Origin of the sequence: Sphingomonas phyllosphaerae 5.2 (assembly GCF_000419605.1) — a bacterium.
GTDB lineage: Bacteria > Pseudomonadota > Alphaproteobacteria > Sphingomonadales > Sphingomonadaceae > Sphingomonas > Sphingomonas phyllosphaerae_B.
In genome coordinates this window covers 1361375-1380058 of record NZ_ATTI01000001.1, presented here as the reverse complement: position 1 = coordinate 1380058, position 18684 = coordinate 1361375, and the positions used below count along the sequence as shown (strand labels likewise).

Sequence of the window (18684 nt, the reverse complement as noted above, 5' to 3'; positions counted from 1 at the left end):
TGGAAGCGCCCCGTATAAAGCAATCGGGCCGGGACGCGACCAAAATGCGACTCAGCCGAGTATGCCCGGCTTGCCCATCGCGGCGGCGTAAACCGCCGCCGATCGCGCGATCATCGCAGCGCCGTCATGCATAGCCGCGGCACGTGCGCGGTTCGCCGCGCCCACCTGCGCGCGAAGCCCCGCGTCGGTCGCCAGCGGCTGGAGCGCGTCCCGCAGCGGCACCTCGGCCGCGAACGGCGACAGCAGCGCACCATTCTCCGCGGAAAGCACCCCCTCGGCCCCGCTGCCGCGCAGCGCCATCACCGGCAACCCCGCCGCCATCGCCTCCACCACGATCGCCGGCGCCGGCCCGCCACGCATCGGCAGCAGCAGCACGTCGAACCCGCCGAGATAGCGTGCCGCCGGAGCGATCGCGCCCGGCAGCAGCAGCCGGTCATCGATCCCCATCGCCAGCGCGGCGCGCTCCACCGCGTCGCGCGTTTCGCCGCCTTCCACGGCGCCGATCACCACCAGCCGGAACCGCGCCGCCAGCCCGGCGACCGCGCGCACCAGCAAGGCGATATCGTCAGCGCCCGATCGGTCGGCAACCACGCCGATCACCACGTCGCTTGGCTTGCGGCGGAAGCCGGCGACGGCCTTCGCATCCGGCACACGCGCATACGCCGGCAGGTCGACGCCGTCCGGGATCGCATGGACCCGGTCGGCCGCCACCTTCCACCGCGCGCGCGCCGTCTCCGCAGCCGCCGTCCCGCTCACCACCAGTCCCGCGGCGGCGCCGAGCGCGATCCGCCGGTACAGTCGCGCGCTGCCGCCGACCGTCGCCGCGGCCGGATCCTCGTGATGGACGATCGGCGGCGTATCGCGCGGAAAAGCACGCCGCGCCATCACCGCGTCGATTGCCCCGGCGCCGTGGCTCAGCACCAGATCGTGCCCGCGCATCGCCCGCGCGATCGCTTCGTACCGGGCCACCGACACCGCCCCGGTCAGCGGCGGCACCACCTGCGCCAGCTCGCCGCGCACGCCGGGCGGCAATGTTCCGCGACAGTCCTGCGCCGCCACGACATGTCGCGCGCGGTCTCCGAACGCGGTCATCAATTGCACCGCGCGCCGGCTCCACGGCTCCGTACCATCGGGATCGAAGACGTCGAAAGTGTAAAAAATGGACATCGCTTGTGACATAGCCGCCACATAACGTCCGAAATGCTGCCGCGCATCATCTTCCGCTTCCTATCGCGCCGGAACCGCGACAAGGAGTGTGCTCTTTATTCGACACCGTTTAGGAGACCCATGATGAAGATCGCTTCGATGTTCGCCGCCGCCGCCGCCATGACCCTGGCAGCCGCTCCCGCCATGGCCGCGCCGGTCTCCAACCCGGCGTCATCGCTGTCGGTTGCAAAGTCGGCACGCGCCGGCACCGCCGCCAAGGGCAAGAGCGAGCTCGCCGCACCGGGCGCCATCATCGGTCTGGTCCTCGCCGCTGCGGTCGTCGCCGCCGGCGTGATCATCGTCGTCGACGACAACGACGATTCCGACAGCAACTGATCTTCCGGCGGGTTTCGCGATCCCCACCCGGGCGATCGCGAAACCCGCTGAGACCTTGGTTCAGGTGGAGCCCGGGACGAACCGTCGTCCCGGGCTTCGCCGTATGTGCTCACGAGGCGAACTACCGCTGTGGCCGCACCGCGCCGGTGACGCATACCACCGGTCAGGGGCGCCGGAAAAAACCGCCACTCCGCAACACGCCCGTCAGTCCACAGCGTCCTTCGGGATGTGCGTGATCCGGCATGCCAGATCCGCCTCGCCGCTCGCGACGATCCAATGCGCGCCGCCGTCGACGATCCCGGTCGTGAACACCACGTCCTGGACGTAGAGCAGTTCCGCCAGCGGCTTCAGCAGGTCGGGTGCCGGATCGAGCAGCGGCACGTCGCTCGTGGCGAGCGCCCGCGCCGGATCGTCGCGGTCCAGCAGCGTCCAATACGTGCGATAGATGCCGACCACGCCCGATGGCTCCACCCCGTGCCACAGCGACAGCCAGCCCGGCTGCCCGTTGACCTCGGCCGCGACCGGCGGCGCCCCGCCGCCCATCCGCGCGGTCGCCATCGTCTTGGCATGCGGACGAATGCCGGGTTGATCGTACGGCTTCCAGTGCAGCGCATCGGGAGAGGTCGCCAGATTGATCGACGGCCCGGCACGCCATTCCGCTTCCGGCGGATAGGCGAAATACAGGTCCCCCAATGGCCGCGTCTGCGCCCAGAACTTGTCCGCCACCTTCCCTTCGAAGATCAGCATGTCCTTGTTCTGGTGATCCAGGACGATCCCCTCCAGCGTCCAGTCGAGCGCATCGTCGCTGGTATAGAGCGTGGTCGAATGCCGCTCCGGGCTGACCGAGCAGGTCGTCATGTAATAGCGTCCGTCGACGCGACTGATCCGCGCGTCCTCGACGCCATAGCATTGATAGCTCGTGCGCGGCGCGATCGCGCGGTCGTAATGCACCGCCACCACGGCGCGCCCCTCGGCGTCGAGCTCGACCGGCAGCAACCACGACAGCGACGTCAGCGCCATCACCTTCCATCCCGCCCCACGCATCATGAACTTGCGCGGATCGGACGTGTCGACCAGCGACAACGGCCATGCATCTAGCACATAAGCGCCATCGTCCCAGCGGATCGCATGGATCTGCTGCTCGCGAACCGGATGGCGCAACGCCTCGGCGACCCGCACCATCAGCAGCAGGTTGCCGTTCGGCAGCCGCGTCATCCCCGGATTGAACGCGCCCAGCACATAGGTCTCGGCGTCGATCTTTCCCGCCAGCGGTGAGCGCGACAGGTCCACGTCGTGCGGCGTGAAGACCAGCGCATCATGCGGCCACGTGCGCATCACTCTTCCTCCTGCACCCGCGGGCTGATCGTCAGCCGCTGGATCACCGTGCGTCGCGGCTGTGTCAGCAGGTACTGCACGCCGACCGCGATATCCTCGGCGCGCAGCATCTGCCCGGCGCGGATCTGCTCGCGTTGCTGCGCCGGATCGATATCGGGCATCTGCATGTCGGAACCGGTCTTGCCCGGCTCGACCAGCGCGACACGGATGTCCTTGCCGCCCAGTTCGCGGCGCAGCGCGATGGAGAAGCCCTGCAATCCGTGCTTGATCGCCGCATAGACCGTGGAGTGCGGCCCCAGCACATAGGCGCTGGTCGAACCGATCATCACGATGTCGCCGCCCGCTGCCATCTCGTCCGCGGCGCGATGCGCGAGCAGCAGATATTGCGTGAAGTTCAACGAGATGGCGTGGCGCACCGCCGCCTCGTCCATTTCGGTCAGCCCTGATGCGGCCTCCGCGGCGTTCGCGACGACGATGTCGTAGCCGCCCATCGCCTCGCCTGCCGCCGCCAGGAACGCGGCGACATTGTCGGGATCGGACAGGTCGAAGAGCCCGCCCGCGCCGTTCCCGACCGCACTGATATCCGCCAGCGCCTCATCGAGATGCGCCTGCTCGGTCCCGCCGACGAACACATGCGCGCCTTCCGCCGCCAGCAACCGCGCGATCGCGCGCCCGATCCCGGTCGTTCCTCCGGTGATGGCGGCACGGCGTCCCTTCAGGGGCAGCACCTCGGTGTGGGTATCGCGGGCGTCGGTCATGCTGGTCCTTCGGCGGCTATCGTCAGGACCGCGACAGCGCCTCAATCCGCAACGCGGTTCCCGCTGCGCGCCAGCCAGTGTTGCAACGCAGGTTGCACCGCCGGCTCGTCCAGCATCGGCGCGTGGCCGACCCGCGGCACCGTCACCAGCGCGGCGTCCGCCAGCGCGGCCACCATCCGCGCCGCGACATCGGCCGAGAGGATATCGCTGGCCGCCCCGCGCACCACCAGCACCGGCACCCCGGACAATCCGGCCAGCGCGCGCCACATGTCCGGCCCCGCCTCACCGCCCGGCAGACGGAACGGCTCCGCGATCTTCATGTCGTAGTCGAGCACGATCCGCCCGGCCGAATTAAGCCGATAGAGCCGCTTGGCCATCGCCAGCCATTTCTCGATCGTCCAGTCGGGATAGGCGGCGGCATTGCCCTCCTGCACTCCGCGTGCGGCGTGCATCCACGTCGGCCAGGTGCTGGGCTTGCCGACGTAGCCGCGGATCCGCGACAGCCCCGCCGCCTCGATCTCCGGCCCGACATCGTTCAGCAGCGCACCCGTGATCCGCCCCGGCACCATCCCCGCCAGCAACATCGTCACGATCCCGCCCAGCGACGTGCCGATGCAGGCGAACCGTTCGATCCCCTGCTCCGCAAGCAGCGCGACCACGTCCTGCGCATAGGTCAGCGGGACATAGGTCATCGGATCCTTGGCATAGCCGCTCTCGCCACGGCCGCGAAAGTCCAGCGCGATCACCCGCCGCCCGGGGGCGATCGTGCGCGCCACGTCGGCGAAGTCGCGCGCATTGCGCGTCAGCCCCGGCAGGCACAGCACCGGCGGCACGTCCGCCGCCCCCGGATAATCGTGCGCGTGCAGGCGCAGCCCGTCGGCCGACCACCAGTAGATGTCACGAAATTCCGCCATCGCTTGCGCCTTCTGCCGCCCGACCCCCATATCGCGGCATGGCCGTGGACCCGCAAGCATATCGCCCCGAACGCCCGCTGACCGCACTCGGCGAGCCATTCTACGACGTCGTCGATGCGGCGCGCTTTCCCGAGACGCGGCTGCGCTTCCGCAACGACCGCGCCGCCGCACAGGTCGGCCTGGACAAGCTCGACGACGCGGAATGGATCGCCCATTTCGGCCGCTTCGCCCCCCTGCCTGATACCCTCGAACAGCCGCTGGCGCTGCGTTATCACGGGCATCAGTTCCGCGTGTACAACCCCGATATCGGCGACGGACGTGGCTTCACCTTCGCACAGCTCCGCGACGGCCGCGGGCGGTTGCTGGACCTCGGCACGAAGGGCTCCGGCCAGACGCCGTGGAGCCGCTTCGGCGATGGTCGCCTGACCCTGAAGGGCGGCGTGCGGGAGGTGCTGGCAACCGAAATGCTCGAGGCGCTGAACGTCCCGACCTCGCGCAGCTTCTCGCTGATCGAGACCGGCGAAGCACTGGAACGCAACGACGAACCTTCGCCGACCCGCGGCGCGGTGCTCGTGCGGCTCAGCCATTCGCACGTCCGCATCGGTACGTTCCAGCGGCTTGCCTATAACCGCGACGAGGATGCGCTGCGCCGTCTCACCGGCTACGTCCTGCGCGAACTCTACGGTGAGGAAGGCGAGGACCCGGTACGCCTGCTCGAACTGGTCGTCGAGCGTACCGCCGTCCTCGCCGCGCGCTACATGGCCGCCGGATTCGTCCATGGCGTGCTCAATTCCGACAACATCAACGTCACGGGCGAAAGCTTCGACTACGGCCCGTGGCGATTCGCTCCGGTATGGGATCCGGCGTTCGTCGCTGCCTATTTCGACCACGCCGGGCTCTACGCCTTCGGCCGGCAGCCCGAGGCGATCCTGTGGGATGTCATGCAACTGGCCGGCGCGCTGCGCCAGATCGCGGAGTCCGAACCGCTGATCGCCGCGCTCGATCGCTTCGCGGAGCATTATCAGCCCGCGATCGCCGCAGCGGTGCTCTGGCGGCTCGGGCGCCGCCCGCGTGCGGCGGAAGAGGACCGCGCCGTCGTCCAGTCGGTCGAGCGCGCGCTGCGCGGCACCGGCGTGGCGGTCGACCGTTTCTTCTTCGATGCCTTCGCGCAGGACCTGCCCGCCCATTACGGCACCGAATGGGACGAGGTTCGCACGCGGCTCGCGCCCTATGGCGCACGGCGCGCACGCGACCACGCCTATTGGCAGGGCGAACCGTGTGCGATGCTGATCGAGGAGGTCGAGGCGATCTGGGCGCCGGTCGCCGCCGCCGACGACTGGACGCGCTTCCACGCCAAAATCGACGCGATCCGTACGATGGGCGACGCGCTCGCCTGACGATCCCCCTTCCGCCACGGCGAATGTTACGGCTAAGACCACGCGCATGGCTGAGCTGATTTCCTTCGAACCCGCGACCGGCGTGGAATTGTGGCGTGCCGCGACGAGCGACGTCGATGCGGAGGTCGCCGCGGCACGCGACGGCTTCGTGCCGTGGGCGGCGAAGTCGCTGTCGTTCCGGATGGAGGCGCTGCGGCGCTTCGCGAACGTCGTCCGTCAACGCTCCGACGCCTTCGCGGATCTGATCGCGCGCGAGACAGGCAAGCCGCTCTGGGAGGCCCGTACGGAGGTCGACACCGTCGCCGCGAAGGTCGACATCTCGATCTCGGCCTATGCCGAACGTACCGCGCAGCGTCGGCTCGACGCGCCGATGAACACGCGCATGGCGGTCCGTCACAAGCCGCACGGCGTGCTCGCGGTGCTCGGCCCGTACAATTTCCCCGCCCACTTGCCCAACGGCCACATCGTGCCTGCGCTGATCGCGGGCAATTCGGTCGTCTTCAAACCCTCTGAAAAGACGCCCGCGACCGGCGCGTTCCTGGTCGACTGCTTCCATGCCGCCGGCGTCCCGCCCGAAACGGTGCGGCTGGTGATCGGCGGCCCGACCGAAGGGCGCGCGCTCGCCGCGCATGACGGGATCGACGGGCTGCTCTTCACCGGCTCGGCGCGCACCGGCATCGCGCTGAACCGCGCCTTCGCGGAAAAGCCCGAGAAGATCCTCGCACTCGAGATGGGCGGCAACAATCCGATCGTGGTGTGGGACACGCCTGACCTGCACGCCGCTGCGGTGCTGATCGTGCAGTCCGCCTTCACCACCGCCGGGCAGCGCTGCACCGCCGCGCGCCGGCTGATCGTGCAGGACACGCTGGCGGAACCGCTGCTCGACGAACTCGCGCGGCTGACCCGCCGGCTGATCGTCGGCGCGCCGCACGACGATCCGCAGCCGTTCATGGGCCCCGTCATCGACAACGAGGCGGCGGACGGGCTGACCGAAAGCTTCCTGGCGTTGATGATGAAGGGCGGCCGCCCCATCCAGCATATGGCGCGACCGGTCGAGGATCTTCCGTTCGTCACCCCCGGCATCATCGACGTCACCGACGCCGGCGAGCGTCCCGACATCGAGCTGTTCGGCCCGTTGCTGCAGGTCGTCCGCGCCGACGATTTCGACGCGGCGATCGCCGAGGCCAACAACACCCGCTACGGCCTGTCGGCCTCGCTCATCAGCCAGACGCCGGCGCTGTTCGACCGTTTCTGGGCCGGTGCGCGCGCCGGCATCGTCAACTGGAACCGTCCGACCAACGGCGCGTCTTCCGCGGCACCGTTCGGCGGCATCGGCTGGTCGGGCAACCACCGCCCCAGCGCCTTCTACGCCGCCGATTATTGCGCCTATCCGGTCGTCTCCAACGAAGCCGAGGCCGCGCGCGCGACGATCGGCATCGGCCTGACCGACGGCTGATCCTCTTTTTCCAAGGACGTTTCATGGCATCCGGACTGGTCGCATTGCTGGACGACATCGCCGGCCTCACCCGGCTCGCCGCGGCGTCGCTCGATGACGTCGGCGCCGCCGCGGCCAAGGCGGGGACGAAGGCGGCCGGCGTCGTCATCGACGACACAGCCGTCACCCCGCGTTACGTCGTCGGCCTGTCGCCGAAGCGCGAATTGCCGATCATCGGCAAGATCGCGCTGGGTTCGATCCGCAACAAGCTGCTCTTCCTGCTTCCCGCCGCGCTGATCCTGAGTGCGGTGGCGCCATGGGCGCTCGCGCCGTTGCTGATGCTGGGCGGCGCGTTCCTGTGCTTCGAGGGCGCCGAGAAGGTCATCGAGGCGGTGTCCGGCGGCCATGCCGAGGTCGAGGAAGCGGCCGTCACCGATCCGGTCGCGCTGGAGAAGCAGAAGGTCTCGGGCGCGATCCGCACCGACTTCATCCTGTCCGCGGAGATCATGGTGATCGCGCTGCGCGAAGTCGCCGACCGGCCGCTCCTGACGCAGGCGGTGACGCTGGCGCTCGTCGCGATCGCGATCACCGCCGGCGTCTACGGCGTCGTCGCGCTGATCGTGAAGGCGGACGATGTCGGGCTCTATCTCGCCAGGCGCCCGTCGGCGGTGGCGCAGGCGGTCGGGCGCGGGCTGGTGAAGGGCGTGCCGGTGCTGATGCGTGCGCTGACCGTGATCGGCACCGCGGCGATGATCTGGGTCGGCGGTGACCTGCTGATCCACAACGTCGCCGAAGTCGGCCTGCCCGGCCCGGCCGAGTTCGTCCACCACCTCGCCGAGGGCGTCGGCGGCGGCGCGCTCGGCTGGCTGGTAAGCGCGGCGATTGCCGGCGTGGTCGGTCTGATCGTCGGCGGGGTGATCGCGCTGGTCATGCACAAGGTGCACGCCGCAAGGCACTGACCCGTCATACCTCGCCGGTGTCATAAAGGCGGCAAGCGAGAACCTCCGCGGGGACGACGGAGCAAGCCGGGGATGACGCCCCCGCAAACCAATCCTACGCCCCCGCCAAGCATCGCTCGATTGCGCGCCATCGCGCACTCGCCCATCTGCGATCGCATCATGGCGACGCTTCTCGATCCCGACGCGCGCGGCCGCGTCATCCTCGTCGGTGCCGGCCCGGGCGATCCCGGCCTGCTCACCGTCCGTGCGGTGGAGGCGCTGCGCGGCGCCGATGTGGTGGTGCACGACGGGTTGATCGACCCGCGCGTGCTCGATCTCGCCCCGCCCGCGGCGCATCGCATCTCGGTCGCGAAGCGCCGCGCGCGCCACACGCTGCCGCAGGAGGCGATCAACGCGCTGATCGTCGCGCACGTCAAGGCCGGCAGCATCGTGGTCCGCCTGAAGGGCGGCGATCCGTTCATCTTCGGGCGCGGCGGCGAGGAGGTCGAGGCGGTCCGCGCCGCCGGGCTGCTGGTCGAGGTCATTCCCGGCGTCTCGGCCGCGCTCGGCTGTGCGGCGGAGGCGATGTTGCCGCTCACCCACCGCGACCACAGCTCGGCGGTCAGCTTCGTCGCCGGCCAGTGCAAGGGGCTGACCGATCAGGACTGGTCGGGCCTCGCCGGGCAGGGCCGCACGCTGGTGATCTACATGGGCGTCGCCACTGCGGAGGCGATCGCCGACAAGCTGATCGCCGACGGCGTCGCCCCCGACATGCCCGTCGCGGTGCTGGAAAAGGGCACGCTGCCCGGCCATCGCGCGCTCAAGACGTTGCTCGCCGATCTCGGGGCGATGGTCGCGCGTGAACGGGTCGCCAGCCCGGCGATCATCGTCGTCGGCGAGGTCGTCGACCTGTCCGACGCGCAGGACCGGCTGGCAGGCTATGCGCAGGTAGCGGAGCAGATGGCATGAAGCTGGTGACCGGCAACGATCTGGCGACCGGCGACGTGGTGTGGTGGACCGGCCGCGGCTGGACCCGCCATATCGCCGAGGCGCGCGACGCCGGCGATCGTGCCGAGTCGATCGCGCGTGAAGAAGAAGCCGCGCGCCGCGTCAACGTGCCCTATGTGATCGAGGCGAGCGAGACCCCCGACGGCCCCCGCCCCGCCCATATCAAGGACCGCATCCGGGCGCTCGGCCCCACGGTGCGCCCCGACCTGACGCTGAAGCCCGCCGACCCGCATGCCGGCGACTGGGTGATCTGACCCTTCCCCGCAGCGGCTGCGGGGATCGAGGATGAAACGATGTACAAGTACGACGAATACGACCAGTCGATCGTCGACGCCCGCGTCGATGAATTCCGCGACCAGTGCCGCCGGCGGCTTGCGGGCGAGTTGACCGAGGACCAGTTCAAGCCGCTGCGGCTGATGAACGGGCTGTACCTGCAACTCCACGCCTACATGCTGCGCGTCGCGGTGCCCTATGGCACGCTCGACAGCCGCCAGATGCGGATGCTCGCGCATGTCGCGCGCAAGTACGACCGTGGTTACGGCCATTTCACCACCCGCCAGAACATCCAGTACAATTGGATCAAGCTGGAGGACGCCGCCGACATTCTCGCCGAACTGGCGACGGTCGAGATGCACGCCATCCAGACCAGCGGCAATTGCATCCGCAACATCAGCTCCGACCAGTTCGCCGGCGCCGCCGCCGACGAGGTCACCGATCCGCGCCCGTGGGCCGAGCTGCTGCGCCAGTGGAGCACGTTCCACCCCGAATTCAGTTACCTGCCGCGCAAGTTCAAGATCGCGGTGATCGCCGCCGACGAGGATCGCGCCGCGATGCGCCTCCACGACATCGGCCTGCAACTGATCGAACGGGACGGCGTCCTGGGGGCGAGAGTGTTCGTGGGCGGCGGCATGGGCCGTACGCCGATGATCGCACCCGAGATCAAGGACTTCGTCGCCGCCGATGAGCTGATGAGCTATCTGGAGGCGTGCCTGCGCGTCTACAATCGCTACGGCCGCCGCGACAATATCTACAAGGCGCGGATCAAGATCCTGATCCACGAACTCGGCGCGGACAAGTATCGCGCCGAGGTCGAGGAGGAATTCGCCGCCGTCAAGCAACTCGGCATCGATCCCCCCGCCGCCGAACTCGCGCGCATCACCGCGATGTTCGCGGCGCCCGCCTTCGCCGCCGACGACGGCACGGTCGCGGACCGCAGCGATCCGGACTTCGCGGTGTGGCTCGATCAGAACGTGAAGCCGCACAAGCAACCCGGCCACGCGATCGTCACCATTTCGCTGAAGCCGATCGGCGGCATCCCCGGTGACGCCTCGGCCGAGCAGATCGACGTCATGGCCGATCTCGCTGAACGCTACAGCTTCGACGAGTTGCGCGTCACCCATGCGCAGAACATCGTCCTGCCGCATGTCCGCGTCGCCGACCTGAAGGCGGTGTGGGAAGCGTTGGCGGCGGCCGGGCTCGCCGACGCGAACCTCGACCTGATCAGCGACATCATCGCTTGCCCCGGGCTCGATTATTGCGCGCTCGCCAACGCGCGCTCGATCCCGCTCGCGCAGAAGATCGGCCGCCGCTTCGCCGATCTCGACCGGCAGCGCGACCTCGGCGAGCTGAAACTGAAGATCAGCGGCTGCATCAACGCATGCGGCCATCATCATGCCGGGCACATCGGCATCCTCGGCGTCGACCGGAAGGGCACGGAGAACTTCCAGCTGCTCCTCGGCGGGTCCGGTGCGGAGGACGTGTCGCTCGGCAAGATCACCGGCCCCGGCTTCGACGAGGACGGCGTGGTCGACGCGATCGAGCGCGTCACCGACACCTATGTCCGCCTGCGCGACACCGGCGAGCGCTTCGTCGACACCTACCGGCGCGTCGGCATGCAGCCGTTCAAGGAAGCGATCTATGGTTGACGCATTCGAGGTCGACGTGATCGACGACCGCGCGCACCTGCGCTTCCGCGACGAGGCTGCGCACGAGGAACCGGCCGTGACGCTGGACGCCTTCCTCGCCGGGCAGTCGAACGCCACCGCCGTCCGGGTCGAGCCCGGCGACGATGCGCGCGCACTGATTCCGATGCTGGGCCGGATCGCACTGGTCGAGGTGTCCTTTCCCAGCTCCCGCGACGGACGCGGCTATTCGGCGGCGCGCGTGCTGCGCGAGGCCGGCTATGTCGGCGAACTCCGCGCCGAGGGCGACGTGCTGGTCGATCAGATCCCGCTCATGCGTCGCTGCGGCTTCGACAGCTTCGCGCCACGCGCGGCGGTCGATCCCGTCGTGCTGCGCCGGTCGCTGGAACGCTACGACCACGTCTACCAAAAGGCTGCCGACGCCGCCGTCCCGATCTGGAAATTGCGTCATGGGTGAGCCCGCGCACGATCTGGACATCATCGACGTCCGCCCCGCCTTCACCGTCGCCGATGCCGCCGCGATGCAGGCACGGTTCGAAGGCGTGGACGCGCCTGACATGCTGCGCGAACTGCTCGCCGGCGAGCTGCGCGGGCGGATCGCCGCCGTATCGTCGTTCGGCGCGGAATCGGCGGTGCTGCTCCACATGGTGGCGCAGGTCGATCGCGACGTGCCGGTGATCTTCACCAACACGCAAAAGATGTTCGGCGAGACCCTCGCCTATCGCGACGAGGTGTCGGAACGGCTCGGCCTCACCGATCTGCGCGTGTTCCGTCCCGACCCGCGGCTGCTGCGCCTGCGCGACGAAAAGGGATTGCGCTGGTCCTACGACCCGGACGGCTGCTGCGAGATGCGCAAGGTCGAGCCGCTGCGCCGCGCGCTGCTGCCGTTCCAGGCGTGGATCTCGGGCCGCAAGGGCTTCCAGGCGAAAACCCGCATGGCGCTCCCGCGCTTCGAGGAAGACGAAGGCCGGCTGAAGATCAATCCACTGGCGGACTGGTCGAAGGAAAAGCTCGACGGCTATTTCGCCGAGCATGATCTGCCGCGCCATCCGCTGGAGGCGCAAGGCTATCTTTCGATCGGCTGCGCGCCGTGCACCTCGAAGGTCCGTCCCGGCGAAGACCCCCGCGCCGGCCGCTGGCGCGGCTGGGACAAAGTGGAATGCGGGATCCACGTTGCGGAGAAGCCCGGCGAGGAACCGGCGTTCTAGAGCGGTTTCCGATCGTGTGGCGTCATCGGCACGGGGGGATTTCGATCCGCCGCAAGGCGCGAGGTTTGCGCGATGCTTGGGCATCGTAACCGGGGAGCAACGCCGCGGCGGGCCGAAATCACCCCGCCGCGCAGCGGGCGCGCTCTAGTCTAAGCGCGATGACGGTGGTGCAGCGTGTTCGGAAACCGCGCGGGGCACCTCGTCCAAGGTGCATCACGTCCACATCGCCGCTCCGGGCTCGGCTCGGGCGCCTGTCATTGCGAGCGCAGCGAAGCAATTTAGGGCGTCCTGCTCCGGCACTGGACCGCTTCGCTGCGCGCGCAACGATGTACCAACCTGATCTCACCGCTCCCGGGACGTTCCCCGCGCCGCCGCCAATCCGGATGCCACCCGCGCGGAAGGATCAAGCGCCCACGATATCACCGCTCGCCATACGCCGGTAACGCCAGCTTGAAGCGGATCGCCGCCGATCGCAGTGCGAACCCCGCCAGCGCCGCGATCACTGCGGCGTGCCACGGCACCATGCCCAGCTCGCGCAGCCCCACGTAGCATCCCGCCGCCAGCGCCGCCGCGGTCACGTACAGTTCCGGTCGCATCAGGATCGACGGCTCGCCCGCCAGCACGTCGCGGATGATCCCGCCGACGCACCCCGTCATGACCCCCATCAACGCCGCAGGCAGCGGCGGCACGCCATATCCCAGCGCCTTGGCCGCGCCATAGACCGCATAGGCCGCCAGCCCGATCGCATCGAACCAGTCGAGCGCCGCGCCGCGCCACCACCGGTCCGGCGTCACCCAGATCACCGCCGCCATCAACAGGCAGACCGCCGCCACGCGCGAATCATGCACCCAGAACACCGGCGCGCCGATCAGCAGGTCGCGCACCGTGCCCCCGCCCACGCCGGTGATCAGCGCGAAGAACGCCAGCGTCACCGGCGTCTGCGCACGTCTGGCCGCGGCCAGCGCGCCTGACGCGGCGAACACCGCCAGCCCCGCGACATCCAGCCACGGCGCGAACGCCGGCAGCAGCACGACGGGGTCGAGCGGCGGGGTCACGCCGCGCCGCGCTCGATCAGGTAATTCATCCGCGCGCTCGCGATCGGGCGCGCGCGATCGTCCTGCCACGCGATGGCTGTGACGGTCGCGATGCGCGCGCTCAGCCGCGTGATCGTGCCGGCCGCGCGCGTCGTGCGATCGCGTCCACCGCGGATGAAGTCGACGGTGGCGTTGACGGGCTTGACGGGCGGCCCCTCCTCGCCCGCCAGCGCATGGCGCAGCGCCGCCACCGCCGCGACCTCCAGCAGCCCCGCGATCGCGCCGCCTTGCAGATAGCCGGGCCGCCCGACGACGTGCTGCCCGAACGGCATCACGATCTCGGGCCCGTCGCCGACCATCTCGACCGCGACGCCCAGCAGCCGCGCGTATGGCGGCAGGATCACGCCGCCACCCGCGGATAGCGATCGGTCGTCACCATGAACGTCGCCGCGACGTGCGCAACGGGGTCGTTCACGTCACCGTCGTGCGCGATACCGCGCGTAAATGCGATCGAACGCGCGACCCGCAGGCACTCGCCGCGGCCGATCACGGTTCGGTGCGGGCGCGCCGGGCGCAAATAGTCGATCCGCAGATCCAGCGTCGCGTGCGCCACCAACGTGCGCAGGCGGTGCCAAACCGCCAGGCTGGTCGCGACATCCATCAGCGCGATGATCGGCCCCGACGCGATCACGCCGGTCTCCTCGTCGCCGACCAGTTCCTCGCTCCACGGCTGCGCAACCTCGATCCAGTCGTCGCCATGCGCATGATATCGCTGGCCAAGCCGCCCGCCATGTCCGGCGATCGTACGCGTCTCCAGCAAGTAGCGCGTCGTGGCGATCGGATCCCAGCTCATCGTCCGCCCTCTACACGCCCGTCACAGCGACGCAACGTTGCATCCTTTTAACTAACGCTCCGCCCGCGCCCGCGTGGAAAACGCGCCTGACGGGAGGAATCATCATGAACATCGACATTACCGAGATCCCCGATCTCGACACCTTGGTCGCCAACGCCGGCGCGATCCGCGCGCTGGAGGAAGTGGCTGATCACACGTGCGAATATATCACCACGATCGTCATCATGACGCGCCCGCCGCTACGCTGATGCTGCCGACCGCGGCGGAACTGGACGCCACCGCCTCGCGCGCACGGGCGGCGGTGACGGCGTGGCATGCGGGCAGCCCGCTCGCGTGCGTCGCCGCCGCCTTCGCCGATTGCGATCCGGACGCGACCGGGCAGGTCGCAGACGCCGCCGCCGCGCTGCTGGCCGACGCATCGTGGATCGCGGCGCTGCTCGAACCGCTGATCGCCGCGCTCGCGGCTGACCCGTGGTTCGAGCCGCCGCTGCGCGTCACCCGCGACCGGCTGCGCACCACCGTGCAGTTGATCGACCTCCCCGCCGGCACGCTGGGCGCGACGATCTTCGACGGCGCCGCGCTTGCCGCCTCCGCGCCGGACGCCACGCTGGTCGCGTCCGGCCGGTTGATGATCGCGCGTTACCATGTCGCCGGCGGCGCGCGGCTTTTGCGCTGGGAAGCAGGGGTCGCCGGCGACGATTTCCAGACCGCCACCGCCCCGCCGCTTCGCGCGCTTCCGCCGGTCCCGCTGCTTGACGGCGACGTCGTGCGCATCGATGGCCGTACGCGCGCGCATCTGGTCGAGGGCAGCGGCGCGGACGTCGTCGCCTTGACGTTCGCCACCCGCACCGCGGGGCTGACCCGCGAGTACGACCGTGCCACCGGCCGCGTGCTGCGCGCCGCGATCAACGACGAGGCGATGTCCCGCACGCGCCTGCTGCTTGCGCTGCTCAGGATCGACGGACGTCGCGATGCAGGCGCCTGTTTCGCTGCCGCCACCCGCGCACCCGCCTTCCACCTCCGCTGGGCAGCTATGCGCGAATGGCTGGCGCTCGATGCCAGCGCCGCGCTCCTCCGCTTGCACGAACTCGCCGCGACCGATCCGCATCCGGAGCTACGCGCCGTGGCGCAGGCGACAGTGCCACTGGTGGAGGCGCGCCTGTGCCGCGCGTGATCGACCCCTGTAGCGGCGACGCGATCACGCTCGACGAGCTGGTCGAGGCGCTGGAGCGGGAGCGCTGGGACGCACGCGACGAGCACTCTCTCGCGGCGCTGGGGCCTTGGCTCGCGCGGCTGGGGCGGAACCGCCGCTTCCTGGCCGATCTCGCGATCACCGAACTCGAACAGCGCTTCGCGGGCCAGCGGGAAAGCAGCTACGGCGCACAGGTCCTGATGCTCCGTCCGCCAGCGACGCGCTACGCGCTGCGCGCCAATTTCTGGCCGGCGCGCGACGATGCGGTGGTGAAGGCCGGCGGCACCGCGCCGTTCTTCTACGACCTGCCGCACGACCATAATTTCTCCTTCCTCACCACTGGTTACCTCGGCCCGGGCTATTGGAGCGACTATTACCTCTTCGATGGCGACGTGACGGGGCTTGCCGGCGAAGCCGCGCGGCTGGTGTTCGACGAACGTGCCCGGCTCGAACCCGGCAAGCTGCTGCTCTATCGCGCGCACCACGACGTGCATGTCCAGCAGCCGCCCGACAGTTTCTCGGTCTCGCTCAACATCCTAGCCGCGACACCGGCGCAGGCGTGGCGCACGCAATATCGCTTCGACACCGCCACCGACACCGTCACGCAGGCGATGACCACCACCGCCTCGGAAGCGCTGGTCGCGCTCGCGACCCGGCTCGGCGGCGACACCGGCACCGCGCTCGCCGCCGACTTCGCCGGGCGCCATCCGCACCCGCGAATGCGCGCCACCGCGCTGGCGGCACTCACCGGGGGCACGCTCGACCGTACCACGCTACACCGCGCCGCCGAACGCGCGATGGACGACAGCAGCCCGCTCGTCACGGCGGCGGCAAAGGCGATCCTCGCACGGACCACCTCCGGATCGGAGCCGACATTCCCCTGCGATCCGTAGTCCTCCGCTAATCGACTGGCCGATGGTCATCCGCCTGCTCGTCGATCGCCCGACCCTGTCGGCGGCGCTTCACGCCGTCGGCGTCACGCTTACCGATGCTCCGGATGCCGCCGTCGCCATCGTACGCGCTGCCACCCTCGGCGATGCGCGTTGCTGCCCGGCCGCCCGCATCCTCGCGATCGCGCACGACGAAGCCGAGGAGGTCGCGGCGCTGGCTGCCGGCGCCGACGATGCGGCTCGCGGCTCCGACGCGCTCGTGTCGCTACGCGCGAAACGATTGCTCGCGCTCGGCACGACGTTGACGCTCGGCTCGCTACGGATCGACCGGCTCTCCCGCACCGCCACACGTGGCGGGTGCCCGCTTCCGCTCCTGCCGCGCGAATATGCGCTGCTGGAATTGCTCGCGCGTCATGCCGGCAGCACCGTCGCGCACGCCGACCTGCACCGCGCGCTGTTCGGGCTGCGCTTCGATCCCGGCACCAACGTCCTGGCCGTCCACGTCTCGCGCGTCCGCCGTGCGCTGACGGCGAACGGCGCGTCCGCGATGCTGCTGACCGATCGTGGCCGCGGATATCGGCTGGTTGCCGACCTGCCTGCCGCCACTGTCCCGCGATGAACGCAACGTTGTTACACGTTCATGCAACTGCGCTAAAAGAGCGACGTTTCGATATCATCACGATTTGACGAACGGGAGAATGTTCATGCGTAAGCTCATGCTTGCTTTTGGCGCGATGGCGATGGTCGCCCCGACGCTGGTGGCCACGACGACGGATGCGGACGCGCAGCGCCGCCACAAGTATCGCGAGTGGCGCGGCAACGATGGCCGCCTGCGTTGTCGCAAGCCCGACGGCACCACTGGCCTGGTGGTCGGCGCCGTCGCCGGTGGCCTGCTCGGCCGCACGATCGATTCGCGCGGCGACCGCACGCTCGGCACCGTGCTGGGTGGCGTGGGCGGCGCGCTGGCGGGTCGCGAGATCGAGCGCAGCGGAAAGCGGTCGTGCCGCTGATCCGGTAAAATCGTCACGCCTTTGAGCCTTTACGGTTGATCGACGTTAGAGAAGGCGCGGTCCGTGAATGCACGGGCCGCGCCTTTTTGATGGCATCTACGAAGGAGAGCAGGACATGCCCACCCGCAGCGGATCGGCACGCTACGAAGGCTTCGGCAAGGACGGCCACGGCTGGACCTCCACGCAGTCCGGCGCGCTCAAGGACCAGCGCTATGGCTTCGGCTCGCGGTTCGAGGATGGCCCCGGCACCAACCCGGAGGAACTGATCGCCGCCGCGCACGCCAGCTGCTTCACCATGGCACTCAGCTTCGCACTCGCCGGCGCCGGCTATAACGACGGCACGCTCGAGACGAACGCCCGCGTTACCGTGGACAAGGACGGCGACGGTTTCACGATCACGTCCTCGAAGCTCGACCTGAAGGCGAAGGTTCCCGGGATCGAACAGGACGAATTCACCCGCATCGCCGAGGAGGCGAAGGCGAACTGCCCGGTCTCCAAGCTGCTGAAGGCAGAGATCACGCTGACGCACGAGTTGACGCAATAATGTCCCGCAAGTGAACGTGAAGTAGTTTCATGTTCACGAAACCGTATCGGCACCGCCGTCGTTTTACGTGCATCGACTTACCCATCAGGAGGCAAGTAATGCGTATAATCATGACGGCGGTACTCGGTGCGACCGCTTTGACGTCATTGGCGGCTGTGCCGGCCGCGGCGCAGCGGCCCCGTGAAGCCAACCGCGAATATCGCGAGGACGTGCGCGACGCGCGCAAGGAGTACCGCGAGGACCTCCGCGACGCCGACTCGCGCGGCGATGTCCGCAACGCCCGCCGCGAATATCGCGACAACGTCCGCGATGCGCGCCGCGATCGCAATGACGATGTCCGCGACTGGCGCCAGTCGCGCCGCTACGACTACAACCGCCCCGAGCCAGGTCAGCGGCGTTACGACGCGGGCCGTTATTATCGCGACGGTCGCAATTACCAGCAGCGCGCGCTGACCCGCAACGATCGCATCTATCGCGGCACCGACAACCGTTACTACTGCCGCCGCAACGACGGGACGACCGGGCTGATCGTCGGCGGACTGGCTGGCGGCGCGCTCGGCAACATCATCGCGGGGGGTGGGTCGAAGCTGCTCGGCACCGTCATCGGCGGAGGCGGCGGCGCACTGCTGGGCCAGCGCGTCGATCGCGGGCAGGTCGTCTGCCGCTAGACCGGATGAAAGGCGATCCGCAGCGGTCGCCCGGCA

The 18684-nt window shown here is 69.2% G+C and carries 23 protein-coding genes; 16 read left to right on the top strand and 7 right to left on the bottom strand.

Translation table 11 applies throughout. From position 1 onward, the window contains the following. Positions 1 to 51 precede the first annotated feature (51 nt). Positions 52 to 1167 (bottom strand): glycosyltransferase family 4 protein, encoded by a 1116-nt coding sequence (locus tag SPHPHY_RS0106445; RefSeq protein ID WP_022685880.1) that lies wholly within the window; start codon positions 1165 to 1167, stop codon positions 52 to 54. A 33-nt stretch (positions 1168 to 1200) separates the two neighbouring features. On the opposite strand from SPHPHY_RS0106445, the gene SPHPHY_RS0106440 reads away from it, so the two are divergent. Next, positions 1201 to 1542: a hypothetical protein gene (locus SPHPHY_RS0106440; RefSeq protein WP_231370368.1), complete on the top strand. Its 342-nt coding sequence runs from the start codon at positions 1201 to 1203 to the stop codon at positions 1540 to 1542. A 204-nt stretch (positions 1543 to 1746) separates the two neighbouring features. On the opposite strand, the gene SPHPHY_RS0106435 is transcribed toward SPHPHY_RS0106440, so the two are convergent. Genes SPHPHY_RS0106435 through SPHPHY_RS0106425 form a run of 3 tightly spaced genes read right to left on the bottom strand, consistent with a single transcriptional unit; the run spans position 1747 to position 4549 of the window. Further along, positions 1747 to 2877, bottom strand: coding sequence for a glycosidase (locus SPHPHY_RS0106435; protein WP_022685878.1), 1131 nt, complete (start codon positions 2875 to 2877; stop codon positions 1747 to 1749). Beyond that, positions 2877 to 3635, bottom strand: a complete 759-nt coding sequence (locus SPHPHY_RS0106430; RefSeq protein ID WP_022685877.1) for an SDR family oxidoreductase — start codon at positions 3633 to 3635, stop codon at positions 2877 to 2879. Before SPHPHY_RS0106430 ends, SPHPHY_RS0106435 begins: the two co-directional genes overlap by 1 nt. A 41-nt stretch (positions 3636 to 3676) precedes the next feature. Then, positions 3677 to 4549, bottom strand: coding sequence for an alpha/beta fold hydrolase (locus SPHPHY_RS0106425; protein WP_028056565.1), 873 nt, complete (start codon positions 4547 to 4549; stop codon positions 3677 to 3679). Between the two features lie 38 nt (positions 4550 to 4587). Between SPHPHY_RS0106425 and SPHPHY_RS0106420 the strand changes: the two genes are divergently transcribed. From SPHPHY_RS0106420 to SPHPHY_RS0106385, 8 genes are all read left to right on the top strand, one after another. Continuing rightward, positions 4588 to 5946: a protein adenylyltransferase SelO family protein gene (locus SPHPHY_RS0106420; RefSeq protein ID WP_022685875.1), complete on the top strand. Its 1359-nt coding sequence runs from the start codon at positions 4588 to 4590 to the stop codon at positions 5944 to 5946. Between the two features lie 46 nt (positions 5947 to 5992). Further along, the gene (gene astD / locus SPHPHY_RS0106415) at positions 5993 to 7402 is read left to right on the top strand and encodes a succinylglutamate-semialdehyde dehydrogenase (RefSeq protein ID WP_022685874.1); all 1410 of its coding nucleotides are present in this window, start codon (positions 5993 to 5995) and stop codon (positions 7400 to 7402) included. A gap of 23 nt (positions 7403 to 7425) precedes the next feature. Then, positions 7426 to 8340, top strand: coding sequence for a DUF808 domain-containing protein (locus SPHPHY_RS0106410; RefSeq protein WP_022685873.1), 915 nt, complete (start codon positions 7426 to 7428; stop codon positions 8338 to 8340). A gap of 159 nt (positions 8341 to 8499) precedes the next feature. Beyond that, positions 8500 to 9288, top strand: coding sequence for a uroporphyrinogen-III C-methyltransferase (cobA, locus tag SPHPHY_RS0106405; RefSeq protein WP_028056564.1), 789 nt, complete (start codon positions 8500 to 8502; stop codon positions 9286 to 9288). After that, positions 9285 to 9581: a DUF2849 domain-containing protein gene (locus tag SPHPHY_RS0106400; protein WP_022685871.1), complete on the top strand. Its 297-nt coding sequence runs from the start codon at positions 9285 to 9287 to the stop codon at positions 9579 to 9581. The genes cobA and SPHPHY_RS0106400 overlap by 4 nt, the downstream gene beginning before the upstream one ends. Positions 9582 to 9620: 39 nt before the next feature. Next, positions 9621 to 11252 carry a nitrite/sulfite reductase gene (locus SPHPHY_RS0106395; protein WP_022685870.1) on the top strand — a complete coding sequence of 544 codons (1632 nt, stop codon included), beginning with the start codon at positions 9621 to 9623 and terminating at the stop codon, positions 11250 to 11252. Then, a complete protein-coding gene (locus SPHPHY_RS0106390) occupies positions 11245 to 11706 on the top strand; it encodes a DUF934 domain-containing protein (RefSeq protein WP_022685869.1) in 462 nt (153 codons plus the stop codon). The genes SPHPHY_RS0106395 and SPHPHY_RS0106390 overlap by 8 nt, the downstream gene beginning before the upstream one ends. Beyond that, entirely contained in the window at positions 11699 to 12457 is a 759-nt protein-coding gene (locus tag SPHPHY_RS0106385; RefSeq protein ID WP_022685868.1) for a phosphoadenylyl-sulfate reductase, read from the top strand. Before SPHPHY_RS0106390 ends, SPHPHY_RS0106385 begins: the two co-directional genes overlap by 8 nt. A gap of 419 nt (positions 12458 to 12876) precedes the next feature. Here SPHPHY_RS0106385 and SPHPHY_RS0106380 read toward each other — a convergent pair whose 3' ends face one another. Genes SPHPHY_RS0106380 through SPHPHY_RS0106370 form a run of 3 tightly spaced genes read right to left on the bottom strand, consistent with a single transcriptional unit; the run spans position 12877 to position 14344 of the window. Further along, on the bottom strand, positions 12877 to 13512 hold the full coding sequence (locus tag SPHPHY_RS0106380) for a trimeric intracellular cation channel family protein (RefSeq protein WP_022685867.1): 636 nt from the start codon (positions 13510 to 13512) through the stop codon (positions 12877 to 12879). Then, positions 13509 to 13892, bottom strand: coding sequence for a PaaI family thioesterase (locus SPHPHY_RS0106375; RefSeq protein WP_043130701.1), 384 nt, complete (start codon positions 13890 to 13892; stop codon positions 13509 to 13511). The genes SPHPHY_RS0106380 and SPHPHY_RS0106375 overlap by 4 nt, the downstream gene beginning before the upstream one ends. Further along, a complete protein-coding gene (locus SPHPHY_RS0106370) occupies positions 13892 to 14344 on the bottom strand; it encodes a PaaI family thioesterase (protein ID WP_022685865.1) in 453 nt (150 codons plus the stop codon). Before SPHPHY_RS0106370 ends, SPHPHY_RS0106375 begins: the two co-directional genes overlap by 1 nt. A 104-nt stretch (positions 14345 to 14448) precedes the next feature. Between SPHPHY_RS0106370 and SPHPHY_RS21905 the strand changes: the two genes are divergently transcribed. The 7 genes from SPHPHY_RS21905 to SPHPHY_RS0106335 all read left to right on the top strand — a co-directional run bounded on the left by SPHPHY_RS21905 (position 14449) and on the right by SPHPHY_RS0106335 (position 18648). Next, the gene (locus SPHPHY_RS21905; RefSeq protein WP_022685864.1) at positions 14449 to 14592 is read left to right on the top strand and encodes a hypothetical protein; all 144 of its coding nucleotides are present in this window, start codon (positions 14449 to 14451) and stop codon (positions 14590 to 14592) included. Further along, positions 14541 to 15518 carry a hypothetical protein gene (locus SPHPHY_RS20915; protein ID WP_196802133.1) on the top strand — a complete coding sequence of 326 codons (978 nt, stop codon included), beginning with the start codon at positions 14541 to 14543 and terminating at the stop codon, positions 15516 to 15518. Before SPHPHY_RS21905 ends, SPHPHY_RS20915 begins: the two co-directional genes overlap by 52 nt. Continuing rightward, the gene (locus SPHPHY_RS19550; RefSeq protein WP_156025047.1) at positions 15515 to 16429 is read left to right on the top strand and encodes a transposase; all 915 of its coding nucleotides are present in this window, start codon (positions 15515 to 15517) and stop codon (positions 16427 to 16429) included. Before SPHPHY_RS20915 ends, SPHPHY_RS19550 begins: the two co-directional genes overlap by 4 nt. Positions 16430 to 16451: 22 nt before the next feature. Further along, on the top strand, positions 16452 to 17045 hold the full coding sequence (locus SPHPHY_RS20910) for a winged helix-turn-helix domain-containing protein (protein WP_022685861.1): 594 nt from the start codon (positions 16452 to 16454) through the stop codon (positions 17043 to 17045). A gap of 85 nt (positions 17046 to 17130) precedes the next feature. After that, the gene (locus SPHPHY_RS0106345) at positions 17131 to 17436 is read left to right on the top strand and encodes a glycine zipper 2TM domain-containing protein (RefSeq protein ID WP_028056561.1); all 306 of its coding nucleotides are present in this window, start codon (positions 17131 to 17133) and stop codon (positions 17434 to 17436) included. Positions 17437 to 17551: 115 nt separating this feature from the next. Then, entirely contained in the window at positions 17552 to 17980 is a 429-nt protein-coding gene (locus SPHPHY_RS0106340; RefSeq protein ID WP_028056560.1) for an OsmC family protein, read from the top strand. A gap of 98 nt (positions 17981 to 18078) precedes the next feature. Next, positions 18079 to 18648, top strand: a complete 570-nt coding sequence (locus SPHPHY_RS0106335; protein ID WP_028056559.1) for a hypothetical protein — start codon at positions 18079 to 18081, stop codon at positions 18646 to 18648. Positions 18649 to 18684: the final 36 nt, after the last annotated feature.

Excerpts from the sequence above, each read along its gene's own strand:
- SPHPHY_RS0106425 (WP_028056565.1), bottom strand. The coding sequence starts at position 4,549 with ATGGCGGAATTTCGTGACATCTACTGGTGGTCGGCCGACGGGCTGCGC.
- SPHPHY_RS0106435 (WP_022685878.1), bottom strand. The coding sequence starts at position 2,877 with ATGCGCACGTGGCCGCATGATGCGCTGGTCTTCACGCCGCACGACGTG.
- SPHPHY_RS0106400 (WP_022685871.1), top strand. The coding sequence starts at position 9,285 with ATGAAGCTGGTGACCGGCAACGATCTGGCGACCGGCGACGTGGTGTGG.
- SPHPHY_RS21905 (WP_022685864.1), top strand. The coding sequence starts at position 14,449 with ATGAACATCGACATTACCGAGATCCCCGATCTCGACACCTTGGTCGCC.
- SPHPHY_RS0106340 (WP_028056560.1), top strand. The coding sequence starts at position 17,552 with ATGCCCACCCGCAGCGGATCGGCACGCTACGAAGGCTTCGGCAAGGAC.
- SPHPHY_RS0106385 (WP_022685868.1), top strand. The coding sequence starts at position 11,699 with ATGGGTGAGCCCGCGCACGATCTGGACATCATCGACGTCCGCCCCGCC.
- cobA (WP_028056564.1), top strand. The coding sequence starts at position 8,500 with ATGGCGACGCTTCTCGATCCCGACGCGCGCGGCCGCGTCATCCTCGTC.
- SPHPHY_RS0106430 (WP_022685877.1), bottom strand. The coding sequence starts at position 3,635 with ATGACCGACGCCCGCGATACCCACACCGAGGTGCTGCCCCTGAAGGGA.
- SPHPHY_RS0106390 (WP_022685869.1), top strand. The coding sequence starts at position 11,245 with ATGGTTGACGCATTCGAGGTCGACGTGATCGACGACCGCGCGCACCTG.
- astD (WP_022685874.1), top strand. The coding sequence starts at position 5,993 with ATGGCTGAGCTGATTTCCTTCGAACCCGCGACCGGCGTGGAATTGTGG.
- SPHPHY_RS0106345 (WP_028056561.1), top strand. The coding sequence starts at position 17,131 with ATGCGTAAGCTCATGCTTGCTTTTGGCGCGATGGCGATGGTCGCCCCG.
- SPHPHY_RS20910 (WP_022685861.1), top strand. The coding sequence starts at position 16,452 with ATGGTCATCCGCCTGCTCGTCGATCGCCCGACCCTGTCGGCGGCGCTT.
- SPHPHY_RS0106420 (WP_022685875.1), top strand. The coding sequence starts at position 4,588 with ATGGCCGTGGACCCGCAAGCATATCGCCCCGAACGCCCGCTGACCGCA.
- SPHPHY_RS0106370 (WP_022685865.1), bottom strand. The coding sequence starts at position 14,344 with ATGAGCTGGGATCCGATCGCCACGACGCGCTACTTGCTGGAGACGCGT.
- SPHPHY_RS0106335 (WP_028056559.1), top strand. The coding sequence starts at position 18,079 with ATGCGTATAATCATGACGGCGGTACTCGGTGCGACCGCTTTGACGTCA.
- SPHPHY_RS0106440 (WP_231370368.1), top strand. The coding sequence starts at position 1,201 with ATGCTGCCGCGCATCATCTTCCGCTTCCTATCGCGCCGGAACCGCGAC.
- SPHPHY_RS0106395 (WP_022685870.1), top strand. The coding sequence starts at position 9,621 with ATGTACAAGTACGACGAATACGACCAGTCGATCGTCGACGCCCGCGTC.
- SPHPHY_RS0106410 (WP_022685873.1), top strand. The coding sequence starts at position 7,426 with ATGGCATCCGGACTGGTCGCATTGCTGGACGACATCGCCGGCCTCACC.
- SPHPHY_RS0106445 (WP_022685880.1), bottom strand. The coding sequence starts at position 1,167 with ATGTCCATTTTTTACACTTTCGACGTCTTCGATCCCGATGGTACGGAG.